General features: G+C 62.7%; 16 protein-coding genes. 3 read left to right on the top strand and 13 right to left on the bottom strand.

Going from position 1 to position 18,084, the window contains the following annotated elements:
• Nucleotides 1–42: 42 nt before the first annotated feature.
• The 10 genes from deoC to KSW38_RS21050 all read right to left on the bottom strand — a co-directional run bounded on the left by deoC (nt 43) and on the right by KSW38_RS21050 (nt 11,591).
• Nucleotides 43–735 (bottom strand): deoxyribose-phosphate aldolase, encoded by a 693-nt coding sequence (gene deoC / locus KSW38_RS21005; protein WP_216926895.1) that lies wholly within the window; start codon nt 733–735, stop codon nt 43–45.
• A gap of 128 nt (nt 736–863) precedes the next feature.
• A complete protein-coding gene (locus tag KSW38_RS21010; RefSeq protein WP_216926896.1) occupies nt 864–1,739 on the bottom strand; it encodes an FAD-dependent oxidoreductase in 876 nt (291 codons plus the stop codon).
• 142 nt (nt 1,740–1,881) lie between these two features.
• Nucleotides 1,882–3,243, bottom strand: coding sequence for a patatin-like phospholipase family protein (locus KSW38_RS21015; protein WP_216926897.1), 1,362 nt, complete (start codon nt 3,241–3,243; stop codon nt 1,882–1,884).
• Nucleotides 3,240–3,737 (bottom strand): hypothetical protein, encoded by a 498-nt coding sequence (locus KSW38_RS21020; RefSeq protein ID WP_254186774.1) that lies wholly within the window; start codon nt 3,735–3,737, stop codon nt 3,240–3,242. Before KSW38_RS21020 ends, KSW38_RS21015 begins: the two co-directional genes overlap by 4 nt.
• Entirely contained in the window at nt 3,734–4,216 is a 483-nt protein-coding gene (locus tag KSW38_RS21025; protein ID WP_216926898.1) for a hypothetical protein, read from the bottom strand. Before KSW38_RS21025 ends, KSW38_RS21020 begins: the two co-directional genes overlap by 4 nt.
• Nucleotides 4,213–5,196, bottom strand: coding sequence for an acetoacetate decarboxylase family protein (locus KSW38_RS21030; protein ID WP_216926899.1), 984 nt, complete (start codon nt 5,194–5,196; stop codon nt 4,213–4,215). Before KSW38_RS21030 ends, KSW38_RS21025 begins: the two co-directional genes overlap by 4 nt.
• Nucleotides 5,193–6,248, bottom strand: coding sequence for an alpha/beta hydrolase (locus KSW38_RS21035; protein ID WP_216926900.1), 1,056 nt, complete (start codon nt 6,246–6,248; stop codon nt 5,193–5,195). Before KSW38_RS21035 ends, KSW38_RS21030 begins: the two co-directional genes overlap by 4 nt.
• On the bottom strand, nt 6,245–8,311 hold the full coding sequence (locus KSW38_RS21040; protein WP_216926901.1) for a hypothetical protein: 2,067 nt from the start codon (nt 8,309–8,311) through the stop codon (nt 6,245–6,247). The genes KSW38_RS21035 and KSW38_RS21040 overlap by 4 nt, the downstream gene beginning before the upstream one ends.
• The gene (locus KSW38_RS21045) at nt 8,308–11,016 is read right to left on the bottom strand and encodes a GMC oxidoreductase (protein WP_216926902.1); all 2,709 of its coding nucleotides are present in this window, start codon (nt 11,014–11,016) and stop codon (nt 8,308–8,310) included. Before KSW38_RS21045 ends, KSW38_RS21040 begins: the two co-directional genes overlap by 4 nt.
• A gap of 149 nt (nt 11,017–11,165) precedes the next feature.
• Nucleotides 11,166–11,591, bottom strand: a complete 426-nt coding sequence (locus KSW38_RS21050) for a hypothetical protein (protein ID WP_216926903.1) — start codon at nt 11,589–11,591, stop codon at nt 11,166–11,168.
• A 218-nt stretch (nt 11,592–11,809) separates the two neighbouring features.
• Here KSW38_RS21050 and KSW38_RS21055 point away from each other — a divergent pair, with 218 nt between their 5' ends.
• Nucleotides 11,810–12,406: a dihydrofolate reductase family protein gene (locus KSW38_RS21055; RefSeq protein WP_216926904.1), complete on the top strand. Its 597-nt coding sequence runs from the start codon at nt 11,810–11,812 to the stop codon at nt 12,404–12,406.
• Here the strand turns inward: KSW38_RS21055 and KSW38_RS21060 are convergent.
• Nucleotides 12,403–13,422: a LacI family DNA-binding transcriptional regulator gene (locus KSW38_RS21060; protein WP_216926905.1), complete on the bottom strand. Its 1,020-nt coding sequence runs from the start codon at nt 13,420–13,422 to the stop codon at nt 12,403–12,405. The genes KSW38_RS21055 and KSW38_RS21060 overlap by 4 nt on opposite strands.
• A gap of 134 nt (nt 13,423–13,556) precedes the next feature.
• Between KSW38_RS21060 and KSW38_RS21065 the strand changes: the two genes are divergently transcribed.
• Complete coding sequence (locus KSW38_RS21065) at nt 13,557–15,005, top strand: sugar porter family MFS transporter (protein ID WP_216926906.1); 1,449 nt, start codon at nt 13,557–13,559, stop codon at nt 15,003–15,005.
• A 72-nt stretch (nt 15,006–15,077) separates the two neighbouring features.
• On the opposite strand, the gene KSW38_RS21070 is transcribed toward KSW38_RS21065, so the two are convergent.
• Both KSW38_RS21070 and solA read right to left on the bottom strand, forming a co-directional pair.
• Nucleotides 15,078–15,752: a haloacid dehalogenase type II gene (locus KSW38_RS21070; RefSeq protein ID WP_216926907.1), complete on the bottom strand. Its 675-nt coding sequence runs from the start codon at nt 15,750–15,752 to the stop codon at nt 15,078–15,080.
• Between the two features lie 62 nt (nt 15,753–15,814).
• Nucleotides 15,815–16,999, bottom strand: a complete 1,185-nt coding sequence (solA, locus tag KSW38_RS21075) for an N-methyl-L-tryptophan oxidase (protein WP_216926908.1) — start codon at nt 16,997–16,999, stop codon at nt 15,815–15,817.
• A gap of 156 nt (nt 17,000–17,155) precedes the next feature.
• Between solA and KSW38_RS21080 the strand changes: the two genes are divergently transcribed.
• Complete coding sequence (locus KSW38_RS21080) at nt 17,156–18,058, top strand: LysR family transcriptional regulator (protein ID WP_216926909.1); 903 nt, start codon at nt 17,156–17,158, stop codon at nt 18,056–18,058.
• Nucleotides 18,059–18,084: the final 26 nt, after the last annotated feature.

The raw sequence follows: 18,084 nt of genomic DNA on the forward strand, positions 1-18,084 counted from the left end.
TCGGCCCCGCAGGGCTCAAAATCTGTGGCGGTTGCGGATGCCTCAGTAATCCGATGAACCCTGTTCACCTTTGACAATGGCTATTCCGGAACTCGCTCCGATACGTGTTGCACCAGCAGCAATCATAGCCTGTGCGTCAGCTAGGGACCGCACTCCGCCAGACGCTTTGACGCCAACATCGGGCCCAACGGTCTTGCGCATCAAGGCAACGTCTTCAACAGTTGCTCCGCCGCCGTTGAATCCAGTGGAGGTCTTGACGAAGTCAGCCCCTGCCTCCACGGCGGCTTCGCAGGCGATGACCTTCTGTTCATCGGTCAGCATGGACGTCTCGATGATGACCTTCAGTATCGCTTCGCCGGCGTGGACAGCTTCGGCGACGGCGGTGATGTCATCCACCAAAGCACCCTTGTCATTCGCGCGGGCGGCAGCCATGTTGATCACCATGTCAATCTCATCAGCGCCGTCCAACACGGCACCGCGCGCTTCGAACGCCTTGACGTCGCTGGGCGTGGCGCCCATTGGGAACCCAACGACCGAGCAGGTCAGTACTCCGGATCCTTTGAGGGCCTTCGTGACGGTCTTGACCCAGATCGGATTGACGCAGACGGACTTGAATTTGTACTCGACGGCCTCGGCGCACACCTTCAAAACCTCGGCCTCGCTGGCCTCCGGCTTCAACAGTGTGTGGTCGATGTACGAGGCGATGCTTGCAGGCGCGACGGCTTCTTTGCTCATGGGATCCTTCCGTGCCGGGCGTGGCCGGCCCGATGGCCGCAGGGTTGTCACTGCCCGTCAAAGGACCATCTTGCCACATGGTCCGATTGCCAGTCCGGGTTGTCCACAGAGGTAGATGGAGGCGGCAGCTACGCCGCCATCGCGGGCTGCTGGTTGCCGCCCCATGCACCTAACAGCATCCCTGAGGCGCACAGCATCGCGGAGGACTCGGCGGAGAGGAGAAGGCCCAGTCGGAGACCATCGCAGGAAGCGGCGTCGCCGATCGCCCAGATGCCCGGCACGGAGGTGGCGAGGTCGCGCCCTACTGCGATGCCGCCGTCGGACGCAATCAGGAGACCAGCGCTTTCGGCGAGTTCGCTGCGCGCTGTACGTTCCTCGGCGAGGACCACAAGATCGCCGTTCATGCTGCTGCCGTCCTCGAAAACGATGCCGGTCGCGGCCGCGGCGGAAGCTGGTATGCCGGCGCCGGCGACGGAAGCAATGACGGCGGCCGGGCGGAGGGTGGTGCGGACGGGACGAACCCCGCGGGCCCGGAGCACGGCCTCTGCCTGGCCCGCTGCGGGACCATTGCCCACGAGGATTCCCAACGGCCGCCGGCCAACGATTTTTGTAACGTCCTTGACCGCTTCACCGATGTTCGCGGCGTCATCGATGGTGGAGTAACTCAGGCCCGCTTCGGCGCCCGCGACCGGCGGGAGGCTTGGAGCTGAACCCGTAGCGATCACCAGTTGGTCATAGGAGAACTCCATGCCGTCCACGGTGGTGACGATCTTCGCGTCGGCGTCAATGAAACTCGCGGCCTGCCCGAACCGGACCGAGACCTGCGGAAGTTCTGCCAGTTCCAGGAGCGCCTCGGGGCATTCGTCGCGATTGCTGAGCACGGTAATGGTGCCATCGAACGGGCGTTGCCGGGAAACATAGCCGCTGCCCGCCAGCCGCCGCACCAATGCCTGGGCTGCTGGACCTGCGCCTGCAATGACAACGTGAACGGGTGTGGAGGACATGTTTGGCCCTTTCGCTGGCGTGACCTGTTGATCATCAGCGTAGGATGCCCGTTTTTCGCGGGTGTTTCCCTCTTGTTGCCATCTTTTGCAGATCCGTAGTGCGCTGTTTACCCACCGGTAATAACGTGGATCACAGTGGGGTTCAGTACCGTGCCAGCAACTCCCGCAAACCGTTGGCAGCGAAGCTGGCCACGGCCTCAGCCCGGTCAACGAAGCCGTGGGCACCCACTGGCTCCACCGAGGCCAGAAGCGCTGCGGCGTCGGCCAGGGTCATTGTCAGGTCGGCGCTCAGGCTGCCCACGCCCAGTCCGTCCACCTTCAATAGAGCCTGGCGCGAGTCGGTCCAGGCATCAGGACCGGGATCATCCCGCAAGGTGCGCGTCAAGGACACGTCCTGCCAACCGCCGTCGAGCCTGATCCGAGCACGGTACGTGACGTCGTGGCCTTCCGTTACAACGCGTCCATCCGAGAAAAAGACGCGGCCACCGAAGAGCGGGTGCTCCAGGAATCCGGTGAACTGCGGGGACACAGTGGAACCGGCCGTGGGCAGCACGACGGTGGCCTTGAACGTCAGGGGTGAGCCGTCCAGTTCTCCTCGCAAGGTGTCGTTGAAACGGACGCCCGCCGCAGGTTCTGTCATGGCGGTGCAACTGGCGTCCTTCGGGACGCCGGCTGGCGTCATGGCGTCCAGGTACGCCCGGGCGTCCCGGTAACCCATACCGATCAGGGTGTCGGCGTCGATCCTTCCCAGATAGAATTCCGGGTCCAGCGGGAGCGGATGTTCAGGACGCACCACATGCAGCACAAACTCGCGTCCAGCCGCGCTTGCAACCTCGAAATCAGCGAGAAGTGCTCCCATCGCGCTCATTTCGATCATGTGGACGTACTGCTCCAGGGGCCCGTCACCCCAATATGGCGAGTTGCCGATGCACCAAATCAGCCACACTTCCTCCGCTCCCCGACGCAGGGCTTCGGCTACATTGGCATCGCGCATCCAGACGGCATCCGTCCAGATCTTTCCATCCCGACGCAGCGGTGTCAGGAAGATGGGCAGTGACATTCCCGCGGCCATGAGCTCCGCGTCAATCGCTGTGGCATCGATGGCGTGGCAGCGCTTCTCTGTGAACTCCACCACGTTGAAGGAACCTTCGACGGCGCCCGGTTCCGCCGCACGGCCGCGGATAGTCGCGTCGTTGATCCCCAGGGCGGGAAAGACCTTGTTCAGGATTCCGTCCGCGTCGCCAATAGCGGGCAGCGCCCATGGGCCCTTGAGGTAGTCACCGGCCGGCAGCGCCGAGCCGAAGTCCTTCACGTTCACGCCGGACCAGCGGGTGCACATTTCTTCCGGCGACACTCCGGACAACAGCATCCCCGCCGTCAGGATCCCGCCGGAGCTGCCGTCAACATGGTGGAACTCCAAGCCCTCCTCGGCGAGCGCCCGCATGACGCCGGCCTGCCAGGCCACGCGCATCCCGCCACCGGCGAGCACCAGAGAACGTTTCACGGTTCGGTTCCTCCGGCGGTACCGCCGCCGGCGGTGCCCCCTGAACCCGTGCTCCCGCTCATCCTGCGCCAGTAGGCGAACAGGAGTGCCGCCGTCGCGAGGTCAAAGAAGGCGACCAGCAGCGCTACGGGTGAGAAGACGCCGTTCAGTACACCGATCCCCACGGCGCCGAATGCCCCGGTTTTCTGTAATCCGGACCAGAGCACCACCTCGGGGGACGGGACGGCATTGAGCAGGGTGTGGAGGAGCAGTCCGCCTACAACCACCATGAACATCCCGACAGTGCCGAAGAGTTGTTGCATACCGGGGGTGGGATCGGCACCGATCAGTGGCAGCACTTGTCCGCCGAAGGGTATCTGCGCGGCACCGGTCAGGACCGTGATGATGGCGATCGCTGCGAGGATGGCGCGCAGCGGATCGGCGGTGGCCCAGGCCCAAACGCCAGGGCGCGACGGGTGGTGGGGCACGGGCTGTGCCGGCTGGTGGGCGGTCATGCGAAGGACTCCAGGAGGCGTCCGCGGTCTACGAGCAGCCACACCATCGAGGCCCAGGTCAGCGTGGAGACGTAGAACCGGATGTCGTTGAGCATCATCCAGCGTTTCAGCAGGGTGCGGAGTTCCGCGTCGTCCGCGAAGTCGCCGCCGCGGATTCGAACGTTGATGGGGATGATGATCCCTTGGCCCACCCAGGTCAGGACGATGATCCCCAGGAGGCAGATGATGGCCGGTACGACGCGGATGGTGCCCCACTCGGACCACACCAGGATGCCGCCCGAGATGAACATGATGGGCACCACGATGGTGAAGAACTTGGTAGCGGCGCGGGTGGGGATGCCGAAGTGCATGTCTACGTTCTCGCGGGCCAGCGAACGCCATGTGGGGTACAGGAAGAACTTGAGCACCCACATGGTGCCCACATACATGGTGGCGCCGAACAGGAAGTAGAGCGCGTTGATGAGCAGTAGCCAGTTCATTGGATGCTTCCCGGAGTGGAGCGGGGGATGGTGCCAGTGACAGCAGCGCCCGGCACCTTGCTCCTATCCGGCGGTGCCAGCCATTCCTGGCTCTGGCCCAGGTTCACGACGCTGTCCAGCATGTCGCCTCCTCGAAGGGCGGCTGCAGCGGATTCCGTGGGTGCGGTGAGGAACCAGGCTTCGTAGTGGTCGTCCAGGACACCGTGGGCTTGCGGCAGCCAGGCGGTGAACACAGGTTTGCTTTCCACTTGAAGGTTCTTCAAAGGCTCGACGCCGGGCGCGTCACCAAGGATGAGGCGCGCCTTGGCCTGTGCTCCGAGGGCGATGTCACCGGTAGCTTCAAAGTAGATGTCCGATTTCCAGAGCATGTTCCGGAAGACGCAGTAGTTCGAGGCGGCAAGCTTCAGCGGCAGCGCTAGTGGTTCCGGCCGTTCTATTTCGATGTAGCAGCCCAGCCGGCCGTCTTTGTCATATTGTGCTGACACTGTGGAATCAGTGACGACGAAGTCGAGGTTGGCCTGATGCTTCGGCATGCCCCAGATTCCCTTGCCACCCTTCACGGAGATCTCGGAGCTGACGGGCAGGTCCACCACGAACTGGCCCAGTTTGAAGGTTTTCTGGAAGATCAACGGGAGAATCGGCGGGGCCGGCCTGCTGCCGTGGGTGATGGCGATGGCCAGTGAGTATTCGATGTACTTGCCGATGTCCGTGGACTTGTAATTGACCACGGTGACCACCAGCAGCCCTTTGCCGCCGAGGCTGAAGGGCCGCATCTCCGTGCCGGGGAGTGCGGCCGCTGCGGCTTTCTTGTTGATAGGGAAGGCCGCCATGAGCACTGGGGAGTCGTCCGAATTGACCGGCATGACGTACTTGATGCCGTCGGCAAGGGCGTGCTGGCCGCGGAGGCGTTCCTGGCGTCTGGGAACCGGTGAAGGCATGAGCTTGAGCAACGGGGTAACTAGTTCGGTGAGTGTTTTCATGACGTTGGCTCCTGGGTTTTGTTGAGCTCTTCGACGATGACCGGGAAGGTGTCCTGCCATGCATGCTCGCCGAAGAACACGTCCAGATGGCCGTAGCCGGGAATGAGGTGGAGCGAGTCCTTCCCGGGCCGGTGCTTTTGGAAGAAGTCGAAGGTGCGTTGCTGGCTTTCGGGTAGGAAACAGAGGTTGTCCAGCCCGGCGATGAACGCGAACCGGGCATCGGTTTGGGGTGCCTCGGCGACAAAGTTCCCAGGCAGTTCCGGATGGTTTCCGGCAGCCACCATGTGCCCGGCTTTGATGCTGCGGCCCATCTCCTCGAAGAACGTCACAGGGACCTCGGCGAACTCGCCGCTGAGCCATTGGTGAGTGGCGTCGTCGAGGTTTTCGTGGGCCCACAGCGCAGGGCGGCCGCTGCCGTACGTGAAGCTGACCATCTTGCAGACGATGTTGTCGCACTCCCGATGGGTGGCTTTGACCAGGCCGCGGATGGCACGCGTGAAATAGCCCTGCGATTTATAGCCCCAGGCGGGGGACAGGTAAGGAGTGAACACCTTGACCACCGGGGTGAGGTAATCGATCTTGAGTCGCGAGAATGCCGGCACCACGGGATGCAGGGACACCGCGTTGGAGACGATCGTGTCCACCTGGGGCAACAGCCCGGCTACGGCGGACATAGTGAACGACGTCGATCCCTGGCAATGGATGACAGCTTTCATTGTTTCCGCACCGGTGGCGTTCAGGACATGCTCGACGGCGGCAGGGTGGTCATACACGGCGGCGTCGGCGAGCGTCCAGGAGAGAGGATCGAGATCGATGGATGCTCTCCAGTTCAGCATCCACACGTCCCATCCGTCCTCCAGCAGGACGTCCACGATGGTGGTCCGCACGGGCGGCCTGAACAGCTCAGCCCGCACGCCCGAGCCATGGACCAACATGACTGGCCCTTTAGTCACCTCCACCGGTGACGTCACGTGGACCAGGCTCAAGGGCGTGTTGTCCCGGGCCCGGAACGGGATGACCTCTGTCCGGTGCTCGGCACGGGTGATGATCATGGTGCGGTTCCTTTCCGCGTGATGGTGATGGGTTCTTCAAGCAGCCGCACGGCGGGCAGGCCGGACTCTGGGACAAGCCGCGCGCCGTCGTCGTTCGTTGCCAGCTGCCAGTCGCGGCACACTGTGTCCACCACCAATGGGTAGACAGTGAGGTTGCCGTCGGCGGCGAGGTGGAGGCGTAGGAAGCCTTTATGGTCTTCGATGGATTGGCCGGACATTTTCCAGGTGGAGACCTCCCCGCTGGGCGTCGCCAGGATGAACAGCGCGAAGGCCTCACTGCCAACGGCCCAGCCGCCCAGGTACACCAATGCGAGCGCCAGCAGCAGGACCACGACGTCGGGCCAGCCGTTCGGCCAAGGAAGCAGGATCACGACGGCGGCACTCACCGCGAGCGCGGACAGTTGGTAGAGCGCGCCGCGGGTGAAGACCACGATCCCTCCCTTGGCCAGCCCAAGTAGCCGTGCCACGAGTGAGAGGACCGCAAGCAGGAGCGGCACCGCAAGGATCAGGACGACGATGAGGAGCAGCGTGTTTCCGCGGGTCAGGCTTCGGAAGCTGTCCACGAAGGATTCCCCGCGGAATGCGCTGAAGACTGTCCAGAGGGTTACTGCTGCGATCACGTGCACAATGCCCAGGGACAAACCGAAGCCAGGGTTGCGGATGGGAAGCCAGTATTGAGAGAAGGGGTTCGCGAGCCGCGGACCGAGCAGCTGGGAATCGGCCTGGTCCGGGTAGAGGGTGGGCATGCGGGTGAAGTGGCGGGTTGTGGGTGGTGCCTGTTCGCCGTGAGGGTTTCCGGGTTGGGTGATGCTGGAGGAGACGCCGGGCGCACTCCCGTGACCCGGAAGGTTGAGCTCTTCCGGGAGCCAATGGGCGTCTGAAAGGTATGCGCCACCCAGGCCGCAGGTGATCATCTGCGTTCTCGCTGGATCAGGTGGGAGGTCTTGGCCGGCTGCTTGCTCTTCGTAGCGGGAATAGTGGTGGAGGTCGCCTGTGAGCCACAGCCGGACGTTGGCGCCCGTGGCCTCGAACAGGCCGGACTCGGGGTTAAACCGACGGCGAAGGTAGTCCTGCTCGAAAAAGTTGACCTGCCGGAACTCATTGGGCCCGGGGTGTTCGGCATCAACCCAAAAGGGAGCTGCCACGCACAGGATGATGGCGTCTCCTGGTTGGAGCTGGAGCGTGACGTTCCGGTAGAAGTAGTCCAGTTGTGGTTCGTCGATGTACTGTCCCAGCTGGCTGTCCAGGCCCAGTAGCCACCAACCCGGGGTACCTTCCTGTGGTCCGTCGGAGCCTTGCGTGGGTGATTTCCCGGTGAGCCGGACGGCGAAGTAGCTGCGCGTCTGGATGGTCCGCCAGCCCCCGATGCTTCGTTGCCGGGTGAACATGCGGATGAACGAGGTCAGGCCGTCGTACCAGTCGTGGTTGCCGGGGAGTGCGAGCATGATGGGTGTCTCGTTGTGGGGCCCACTCTGCGTGCTTCGGTCGGGTCTTACGGCGCTCAGCGGGCCCCGCAACGCAGGGGCGGGCAGCGCCATCCGGTATGGTCCTGCCATCCGATTCTCGTAGGCAGCCGGTGAAGCAACGGGGTAGACCTCATCGCCGCCGAGGACCAGCACCCTTCCGCGGGGGAGGTCGTGGCCTTGAACGGTTAGCTTGTCCTGGGCGAGTAGCAGGGCGACGGTGTACGTCGCGTCGAAGCCGTCTCCAAGGTCTGCGGTGTAATCGAGCCACAAGTCAGCGGGGCTCTGTGAGTCGTGTAAGTCCAGGGGCTCGCCGGGGTTTGTGGTGCGGGATGCCTCAATCTCCCCGGGGGTTGGAAGCCCGCGACTGGTGACTGGCGGCTGGGCTGGTTGGCCGGGGACCGGGAGTTTATCCAGGCGCAAGGGATCGGCAGGGAAGCCGCCCTCGAGTTCCCTCTTGTCTCCGAAGTCCGCGAAAACAGTGGCTGCCATGACCTTCAATGCCGTCCGCGCGAGCGACATCGGCGAGAGCCAGCGAACCGCTGCCTGGGGCGTGAATCCCAGGACAGCACGGTGCTTCGCAAGCTCCCAGCTCTTCATCTGCGCGGCCGCAGTGGGCTCCGGACCGGGAACGGGACCCGTTTGAGGCCCCGCCCGTAGACCTCCCACAACTCACCGGCGAACAATCTCATGAATGACGCCAAACCCGCGGCCGGCGCCGGACCTTCGGCACGGAAGGTGGTCAGTTGCTTGGCGAAGTCCAACGGGCGGATGTACAGAATGCCGGCACCGAAGACGTCCTCCTCGCCTGGCTCTTGGACTTCAGAGGATTCCGACGGCGGAACGTGGCCACGCAGGATTCTCGCGTACAGCGTTGTTGTGTCTTGCCAGATATCCAGCCCTGCCTCGTTATGGATCAGCTTGTACCCCGTGAACGTGAACGGCGTTCCGCCCGGGTCCCGAAGCCACAACCGATACAGCATCCGCCTGGCCGGCCTGCCGTCGTCGGAAACGTCTTCCACAAAGAGGTTGAACCAGCCGCGTTCCACCGGCATCCGGCCACCGAAATAGTCTGCGAGCACATACCCCTCCGCCTTCGCAGGGTGGCTCGGATCCTCCACAAACGCGTCCATGTCCTCTGCGGTAATCGTCAGCTCAAACATGATCCTGCGGCTCCGGTCCCTGCCCAGGTTTCGCCCCTTCTCCGGGTCAGGGATACCAGGACTGAACCAGCCGTGCATCTGCTCCGTGAAACGCACAGAAGTGGTGGCGTCTGTAGCCGCGGGTTGCTGGGTTTGGGGTTGTGGCAGCCCCAAACCACGGCTCTTTGCTCCCGTCATGGCAGCTGCGCCCTCTGCCACTGCGCTCGCGGGCCGTTCCTCCCGCGCGCCCTTGCCCTTGGTAGCGTCCGGCGCCAATTCGCGCGTCATCGAAGCATCGACGTCGTGGGCCGGCTCGGCAGCGCCAGCCAAGTCATCACTGGCTGGGTCACTCCCGGCGGCGTCCGCGGGGGTTATTCCCCTGTGTCCGGCACTGCGTGCGTTCTCCAGGATGTGACGACATGCGCGTTCGGCAAAAGCCGCAATGGTCAGGGAAGGGTTGGCGCCCACGGGGCCAGGCATGGCCGCCCCATCCATCACGAACAGGCCGGGATAACCGAACACCTCGCCGTAGGCGTCGCACACCGCCTCGCCCGGGTGGCGGCCCGACGGCGCGCCGCCGATGGGGTGGACCGTGATGACACGTTTGGCCCACCACAGCGGATTGTCTACGAAATCTCCGTCGAGGTCCTTGGCGATCTCGGACATTGTTCCGCGGACGCGTCCGAAGTACTCCCTGGACGTGGCCATTGTCCATGCGATGGCGAGCCTTCCGTCGCGAAGGGTCATGACGCCGTCGGGGATGTCCCGGCCCATCCCCAGAAGTGGCACGGAACTGGCGGATAGGTGGCCGTCACCCAGTGCGGCGGCGAGGTCGGCGGAGACGTTTGAGCGCCCGGCATCGAAGAGCCTGTCCTTGAGCAGTTGCCGGGCCACTTTGGCTGTGCGTTTGACGGTGGTACTGAGTTGGGCGGTCTCCATGAGCCAGTTCATGAAGGCCGGATACCCGGCGTCCTCCACGTAGTAGCCGCGACCATCGCCGTCGTCGTCGTTGGAATCGGGGATCCTGATCGCGGTGGTGATGACTGGTCCGCGACTGCCGGTGAGTGTTCGCACTCCGGGCGGCGACCCATTGGTGCCCGGAGTCTTGGCGCCCATGATGAACGTCAGGAGATCGCCGTTGCCGCTGAAACGGGTGCCTATGGCGTCGCTTAGGGCCGGGAGGGAGCTGCGGTTGCGCAGGAGCAGGAAGTTGGTGCCGAACGTGCCGGCGCCAAGGATTAGTCGGCGGCAGTGAATGATTCGTTCCTTAAGGAGCTCGCCTTGGCGCTCGGGATCGTGCACCACGTAGCGGACCTCGTAACCTCCCCTGGCAAGTGGCCTGATCCCGCGCACATCGTGGAATGTGCGGATATCCGCCCCCTGATGCGCGGCCGCCGAAAGGTAGTTGTGATCCAGCGTGTTCTTGGCACCAGCGTTGCAGCCGATATCGCATTCGCCGCTAAGCGTGCACGTGGTCCGGACGGTGTTTGGTCCGTGGATGCTCCCGTAGGCGGGGAGGGGGAGGGGCCTGTTGGTTTGGGGGTCCTTGGTGGGATCCGTCGAAAAAGTGACGGCGATGGGTGGCCTGCTGATGGGTAGGCCAAGGGTTGCAGCGGTCTTCTCCATGGCCATGGTTTTGGGCGTGTCATGGTACGGATAACGGACCGGTTGGAGCATGTCTTCTGCAGCCTTGTAGTACGGGTCAAGGTCCGCCCGCGTGAAAGGCCAATTCTCGTAACCGCCGCCAGGGATGGGGGACTCGTTGACGAACCATTTTTCGTCCTTGCGCAGGAGGACATTGGCGTAGATCAGTGAGCCGCCGCCCAGCCCGCTGGACACCAGGCCCTCCGTGCCGCGGAATGTCCACGCATCAAAAAGCCCATACAGGCCGCGGTCCGGGTCCCAGAAATTCCGGCCCATCTCTGCCGGCGAACGCGCGAAACTTCCGGGCGGATAGGGCTTGCCACGTTCCATGAGCACCACGGATTGTCCGGCCTCGGCCAGGCGGAGGGCAGCCACTGAACCGCCGAATCCGGAACCGACCACCACGGCGTCAACTTTTTCGATGCCTTGTGTATCGATGTGCTGTGCACTGTGGCGTGCCGGAGCGGGTGCGGGTTCCGCACCCGCATTCCCGCTGTTCCCGGTCCCCAGACGACCCATGGCCGTTCCTCTCAGAGGAAAGCTGACCTGAAGGCAGCCCCGGCGTGACCGGGCGGTGCCTCCGGACTATCGCCCTTATGTTCCCACCGGGCCGGGGATCTGTCCATGAGGTGGAGTTATTCCGTTGATCCGGCGTGGCTCGCCGGATGTCACGCGATGATCCGGGTGAAGTTCAGGTCGAAGTCGTGCTCAAGCGGTGCGCCGAGGTAGGTTCCCCGTTCCCATCGGCCAGTGATGGTGCTTCCGTCCTCGCTGATGTGGCCGATGTAGCGTTGCGGCCAATCGGGTCCATCCCGGAAAAGGGTCCACACGTTCCCTTCCAAGGTCATGTCCAGGACACGGGCGACGCCTCGGGAATCGAAGTAGTGCTGCTGAAGTGCGCCGTCTGATCCCGTAGCGCCGATAGTGCAGATAGCATTCGGGAATTCCGGCCTCTCAACAGTGGAGCGCTGGATCAGGAAACCGCCGCCCGGCAACCATTCGAACGTTGTCCTGCCCACCGCGTCCATGCCAGGGGCAGTAGTCTCCCATTCGCCGACCAGGATGTTGAGTCGCTCCAACAGCATGGATGTCATGTGGTCCTCCTGAGATGTGTAGCCCCAGTTTCCGCCGCAGCCGATAATTTGGCGAGGGCTGCGCAGTGTTTGGCAGGGCGCGGGCCGTGGCTTCCTGACCCTCTTTGGCGCTCGCCGGCTCACAAATCACCCAAAGGAGGTTGATTGTTGGCGTACTCCCTGGCAAAGAAGGTCAGGAGGCAACGCCTAACAGGGTTTACCAGTGGCATGATGGGCAAATGAGCCGAGTGACGTGCGATCTGACCATCTCCCTGGACGGCTTCGTGGCTGGTCCCAACCAGCGAATGTCGGAGCCACTTGGCGATGGCGGAGAGCTCCTGCACCGATGGATGTTCGAAGAGGCCGAAGCCAACGCGGCCCAGGTTGAAGAAATCCTCGCTGCCGGTGCCTTCATCATGGGCCGCAATATGTTCGCAGGCCCCGGGCCGGACATGTGGGACGAGGAATGGCGGGGATGGTGGGGTGAGGAACCGCCCTATCACGCGCCGGTTTTCGTCCTGACCCACCATCAGCATGAACCGTTGGAGATGCAGGGCGGCACCACCTTCCATTTCGTGACCGACGGGATCGAATCCGCGCTGGCCCAGGCGCGGGAAGCCGCGGGTAGCAAAGACGTGGCCATCGCTGGCGGAGCCCAGGCAGCCCGCCAATACCTTGACGCAGGATTGATGGACGAGCTGCGGCTCCACATTTCGCCCATGATTCTGGGTGGAGGCGAGCGATTGTTGGACGGCGTGGGCAATCTCAAGCTTGAACCCACGGAAGTGACCGGCACCAAACTCGTCACCCACGTGCGGTACCGCCTACCCCACTAACCAGCCGTGCCCCTGACCGGCGCCGTCGAGTTGCGCACCACCAATTGCGGCATGAGGCGTTCGTCGGCGATAGGGGCATCCGGATTATTGAGCCGTTCCAGGGCTACTGTGCCGGCAGTCCGACCCAATTCAACGGCATGCAAATCCACGGACGTGAGGTCGATGCCGTGCAGGTGGGCGGTCCTGGAATTGTCGTAGCCCACAAGGGACAAATCTTCGGGAATCGAGAGTCCCCGTGCGTAGGCGGCTTCACGGACGCCGAGGGCTAGTTGGTCGTTGTGGGTGAAAATCGCAGTCGGCCGGTCGGAGCGGTTCAGCATCTGTGCGGCCGCACGCTGTCCTGCGTCCGGTGTGAAGTCCTCTGCCGCGACCGTCTGGGGTGCGAGCCCGGCGTCGCGCATTGTTTGCTCGTAACTCCGGCGACGGACGACGTGGCCGTCGTAGACAGGGCCGGACAGATGGGCGATGCGAGTGTGCCCGAGACTGAGGAGATGTTGGGTTGCCGCCCTGGCTCCCGCAAAGTCATCCGAGTACACGCTGTCCACGCCGCGCACGGGCCGCGTCACACTCACCAGAGGGACGATTCGGGCCATCTCCTGCACGCGCTCGTCCGAGTCGAGCAGTGTAGCTGCGATGATAATTCCGACCCGGGCCTCAATCAGCGATTCCAGCGCGCCGGGATCTACGCCGTCCACGGAGCGCGAAACGCTCAGGATGAGCCGGTTGCTGTCTTGGGGGAGCGCTGTCCGGACGCCGCTGAGGACATCAGCGTAGATCTCGTTGCGGATGTCCAGCAGGTAAAGCCCGACGGCAGATCGGTGCTTGCGTGCCAGATCGGCGGCTACTGCGTTTGGCCGGTACCCGAGACGCTTGGCGGCCTCGAAGATGGCCTGCTTCGTTTCGTGGCTGACACCTGGCGCGCCGCGGAAGGCGAAAGACACCAAGGTCCGGGAAACGCCCACTTCGCGCGCGACGTCGCTTTGGGTGGCGGGGCGGTGCTGGGGGTCTGGAGCCATAGTTCATCCTCCCACGAGGAAAGAATGAAAAAATGTCATTTGTTAGTTTGACCTTACATTTAAGCCTTTCGCGCGTTAGTCTGTACTTCAGGGCGGGCGACTATGGCCTGCAACACAATGACAAAGGAGTCCCGATGTCTGCTACGCAAACGCAGAGCAAAGGAACCGGCAATGCTGCCCTTCCTCCGCTAACTAATGGCCCGCATCGCAAACGGCTGGGCCTTGTTGCCCTGGTGGCTACGTTCGGAGGCCTGCTGTTCGGCTACGACACTGGTGTCATCAACGGCGCACTGAGGCCAATGACGGCCGACCTCGCACTGACACCGCTGACCGAAGGGATCGTCACCAGTTCACTGTTGTTTGGGGCCGCTGCCGGAGCAGTCGGCGGCGGGCGCCTGTCAGACGGCTGGGGCCGCAGGAAGACGATCATCCTCCTGGCCGTGCTGTTTTTCGTGGGTACATTGGCCTGTGTCTCGGCGCCAAGCTTTGAGGTCATGGTCATCGGGCGCGTGATCCTCGGCCTGGCCGTTGGCGGTGCTTCCACAGTGGTGCCCGTTTTCCTTGCCGAGCTGGCGCCCTACGAAATCCGTGGTTCCCTGGCCGGGCGGAACGAACTCATGATTGTCATCGGCCAGTTGGCAGCGTTCGTTGTCAACGCCATCATCGGCAATGTCTGGGGCGAAGTGGGCGGGGTCTGGCGCATCATGCTCGCTGTTGCCGCCCTTCCCGCGATCGCACTGTTCTTGGGCATGCTGCGGATGCCGGAATCTCCACGCTGGCTCATCTCAAAGGGCAGGAACCCGGAGGCCTTGGCGGTGCTTAAGACCATTCGTTCGGACGAGCGCGCGGAGGCAGAAATGGCAGATGTGAAGCACCTGGCTGACGAAGAAAGGGCATCGAAGGCTACCTCATGGGGTGCACTGAAGGACAAGTGGATCCTGCGCATCATTCTTGTAGGCATTGGGCTGGGTGTTGCCCAACAGCTGACGGGCATCAACTCGATCATGTACTACGGCCAATCGGTACTCGTTGAGGCCGGATTCGACTCCAACGCCGCCCTCATCGCCAACATCGCGCCCGGTGTGATCGCCGTCGTCGGTGGTGTCATTGCCCTGACGCTGATGCAGCGCGTCAACCGCCGCACAACGCTGCTCCTCGGTTTCACGTTGACTACGGTCTGCCACTTCCTCATCGGTATCGCATCGATCGTCCTCCCGGTGGGCAATGCGGCCAGGCCCTTCGTGATCCTTTTTCTGGTGGTTGCGTTCGTGGGATCGATGCAGACGTTCCTGAACATTGCGGTGTGGGTGATGCTGTCCGAGATCTTCCCGCTGCACGTCCGCGGTTTCGCCATCGGCCTGTCCGTCTTCTGCCTGTGGATCGCAAACGCCCTGCTGGGTCTCTTCTTCCCCACACTTGTTGCCGGGATGGGGATCACGGGAACATTCTTCCTGTTTGGTGTCGTAGGCATCCTCGCCTTGGTATTTATCTACACCCAGGTCCCCGAAACCCGTGGGCGTACGCTGGAGGCTCTCGAAGAGGACGTCACCACCGGCGCCATCTACCTGGTGCACAAGAACTAGTCACGATTCCAAAAAAGCCGGAGGGGAGCGACGCTCAACGCGTCCTTCCCCTCCGGCGGTTTCTGCGAAGGTCTAGAGGCCGAGCTTCTTGTTGAGCTCGTCCAGGGACTTCACGGTGGCGATGTTGTACCCGTCGGCGAAGGGTTCAGCACCCCGGTCCAGCATGACAAGGTCACGGAAACCCAGGTTGTACATGGGGATGTGGTCATACAGGGGGTGCGAGGAGACGTGCAGGAAGTCCTCCGGCTTGGCGTTCAGGGTGTCGAGCATGTACTCGAACGCTTGAAGACGCGGTTTGTAGGCCTGGGCCTGCTCAGCGGTAAACACCGCGTGCCACTCTGCTCCGAGCTTGGGAATGCTGATGTCCAGGAAACTGTCGTCGGCGTTGGAAAGAGCCACCAGCTTGTAGTTGTCGCCTTGGAGCTTCAGCGCGGCCGGCACATCCTCGTGGGCGACCGAGCTGCGTACCGCTTCAGCAAGCTCTGCGCCGGCACCAGGGGTCGGTCCAATGCCAAACCGCTTGCACGCGCGGTCGAAGGCACTCTGAAGGATCTCAACGTAAGGCTTGTAGTCGCCGTTGACCTCGTCGAACCGGTACGCGCGGAATACCTTCTTGAAGGCAAGCCACTGTTCTTCGGGGATCCGGTCGGCGAGCAAGCGCTGGGTGGTGGGATAGATGTTGAAGTTGATAAGGGTGCCGTAGACATCGTAGGAGATGTACTTCGGCCGGAAGTTCGTGTCTGCCATGATTCGTCCGTTCTTAAGGATCTTGTATTTTTTGGGGGTAGAGGTGGCTGTCGATGCTTAGCTCAACTCAGAGCCAATGAGGAGAGCCGTGCGTCCGGTCCGAGGAACCTTGCGGGGTTCATGAAACTGACATCCGTGTCCGTTGTGCCGTCCAGCACGAGGTCCGCGGCAACGGCTCCCAGTGCGGAGGCCATCTTGAAGCCGTGGCCGGAGAAGCCGGCAGCCGCCACCACGCCTTCCATTCCGGGAACCATCCCTAGCAGCCCGGTCGCGTCAGGTAAGTGACCATCCGCGCACACGGCAACTCGAAGGGGCTCTGGAACCAGTCCAGGAATGAATTCCCGGACCCACGCCCGGATGGTGTTCAAATGCTGGGGGTCCCAGGTGTGAGGCTTCTCCATGGACTCAACCTCATCCAGGAATATGCTCGCCACCACTTTCACGGTCCAACCGTCAGCACTGGGGAATCCGTAGAACTGGGCTTTGTCCGGCCTCCCATCTTCCTCGGCCCTCCTGAGGAAGACCGGCATATCTTCCCTGCAGAATGTTGCTGGGTCCGCAGCGGGAAACCAGGTAAGGATTTGCGGCAGAACGGAAAGGTGGACGCCGAGTTCCTTGCAGAGTGCTCCCGCACCGTTGCCTTGGGAGATGATCACCCGGGAGGCAGTGATTTCTTCCTGGTCGGTCCGGACAAGGTATCGGTCACCATGCTTCTCAACGCTCTGAGCTTTCCGGTTACCGAGGAACCGGGCGCCAAGACGGGCGGCCTCTGCCAGCGCGGCCGTAACGGCCTTCTCCGACTTCAGGTACCCGCCCTCCGGATCAAGGATCGTGACGTCCGTGTCCCTGATTACGTGTTCGGGATACTTTGCCCTTGCTTCGTCGCCCCGGAGGAGCTCGTAGTCAAGGCCGTTGTCTTTGCCTGCCGCGAGGAGGGATGCCAGCCGGGGGTTGTGGTCGTCGTAGATCGTGACAGCGCCGGTGGTGCTGAGTAGCTCGGTACCGGTGACTTTCTCCAGTTCACGCCAGAGGTCTTGTGACCTCTGCAGGAGAGGGGTGTAGTGCCCGCCTTCTGCGTAAACCTTGCGGAAGATACGGGATTCGCCGGCATAGGCGGAGAAGGGCCCCGGGATTGAAAACCTGTCAATTCCGATGACCCGCTGGCCGCGGGAGGCGAGCTGCCAACTTGCCATGCTTCCTACAGAGCCGACTCCGACGACGACGACGTCTGTTTCGAGTGCAGTCATGCTTTACCTTGCTTTCCCTTATTGCGCGCCGTTGTCCCGTTTTCGCTGGAGCTACCTCGGCTGTGGCTTCCAGTCACTCGAGCGTACGACACAAAAAGAAGGTGATTAAGGGGCCGTGAGACAATGCATTGTTTCCAAAAACGAAAGAAGCAGGAGATGGACCTTACATCGATCGATGATTTGGAGTTTTTTGAACAGATTGCCCGTTCCCAGAGCCTCACTGAAGCGGCCAGGAACTGGGGAAAATCGGTGTCTGCCGTCAGCAAACGGCTTGCAGCGCTCGAGTCACGGCTAGGGGTAGCGCTGGTACGGCGCAGCACCCGCCGCCTGACCCTCACCGAAGAGGGGCAACGCTATGCGACAGGTGCTGTGGCTATCCTGCAGCAGAAAACAGATCTCGAAGACGCGTTGTCCGTACAGCACGGTGAGCTCAAGGGACGACTCCGTGTGCACTCGAGCCTGGGCATCGGACGCAAGCACATTGCGCCGCTGTTGGGGGAGTTCGTCCGGCAGCACCCCCTGATTCAGATAGACCTGGAGATCTCGCCGCTGCCTCTGAACATAGCTGGCACGAATTTCGACATTGCTGTCCGCGTCGGCGGATTGTCGGACTCCAGGCTCAAGGGAAAACTCCTCGCGCCGAACCGGAGGATTGTGTGCGCGGCGCCGAGCTACATGGAAGGTGCCCCGCCGCTGCAGACCATCAGGGACCTGGAACGGCACAACTGCATCGTCCTGCGGGAAAACAACGCCGACTATTCGCTATGGCGCTTTGGCGGGAAGGGGCAAGAATACGTCGACGTCAGAGGCAACATGATTAGCGACGACGGAGACGTAGTGACCGACTGGTGCATCCAGGGCCTTGGCTTGATCATGCGCTCTACGTGGCACGTCAACCCGCTGATCCGTCAGGGAGTACTCCGGCAGGTCCTGCCGGACGTCCCGACACCCAGCGCCGATATTTTTGCCCTCTACCCGTCCACTGCCAAAACACCACGCCGGATCACCGCCGCCATCGAACACCTGCGGCAGGGGCTCGCGACCAGGTTGGGGTCCTAGCTTCCCGCTGACGGGTCTATCCGCAC

This window comes from Paenarthrobacter aromaticivorans (genome assembly GCF_019038615.1).
Taxonomy (GTDB): Bacteria; Actinomycetota; Actinomycetes; order Actinomycetales; family Micrococcaceae; genus Arthrobacter; species Arthrobacter aromaticivorans.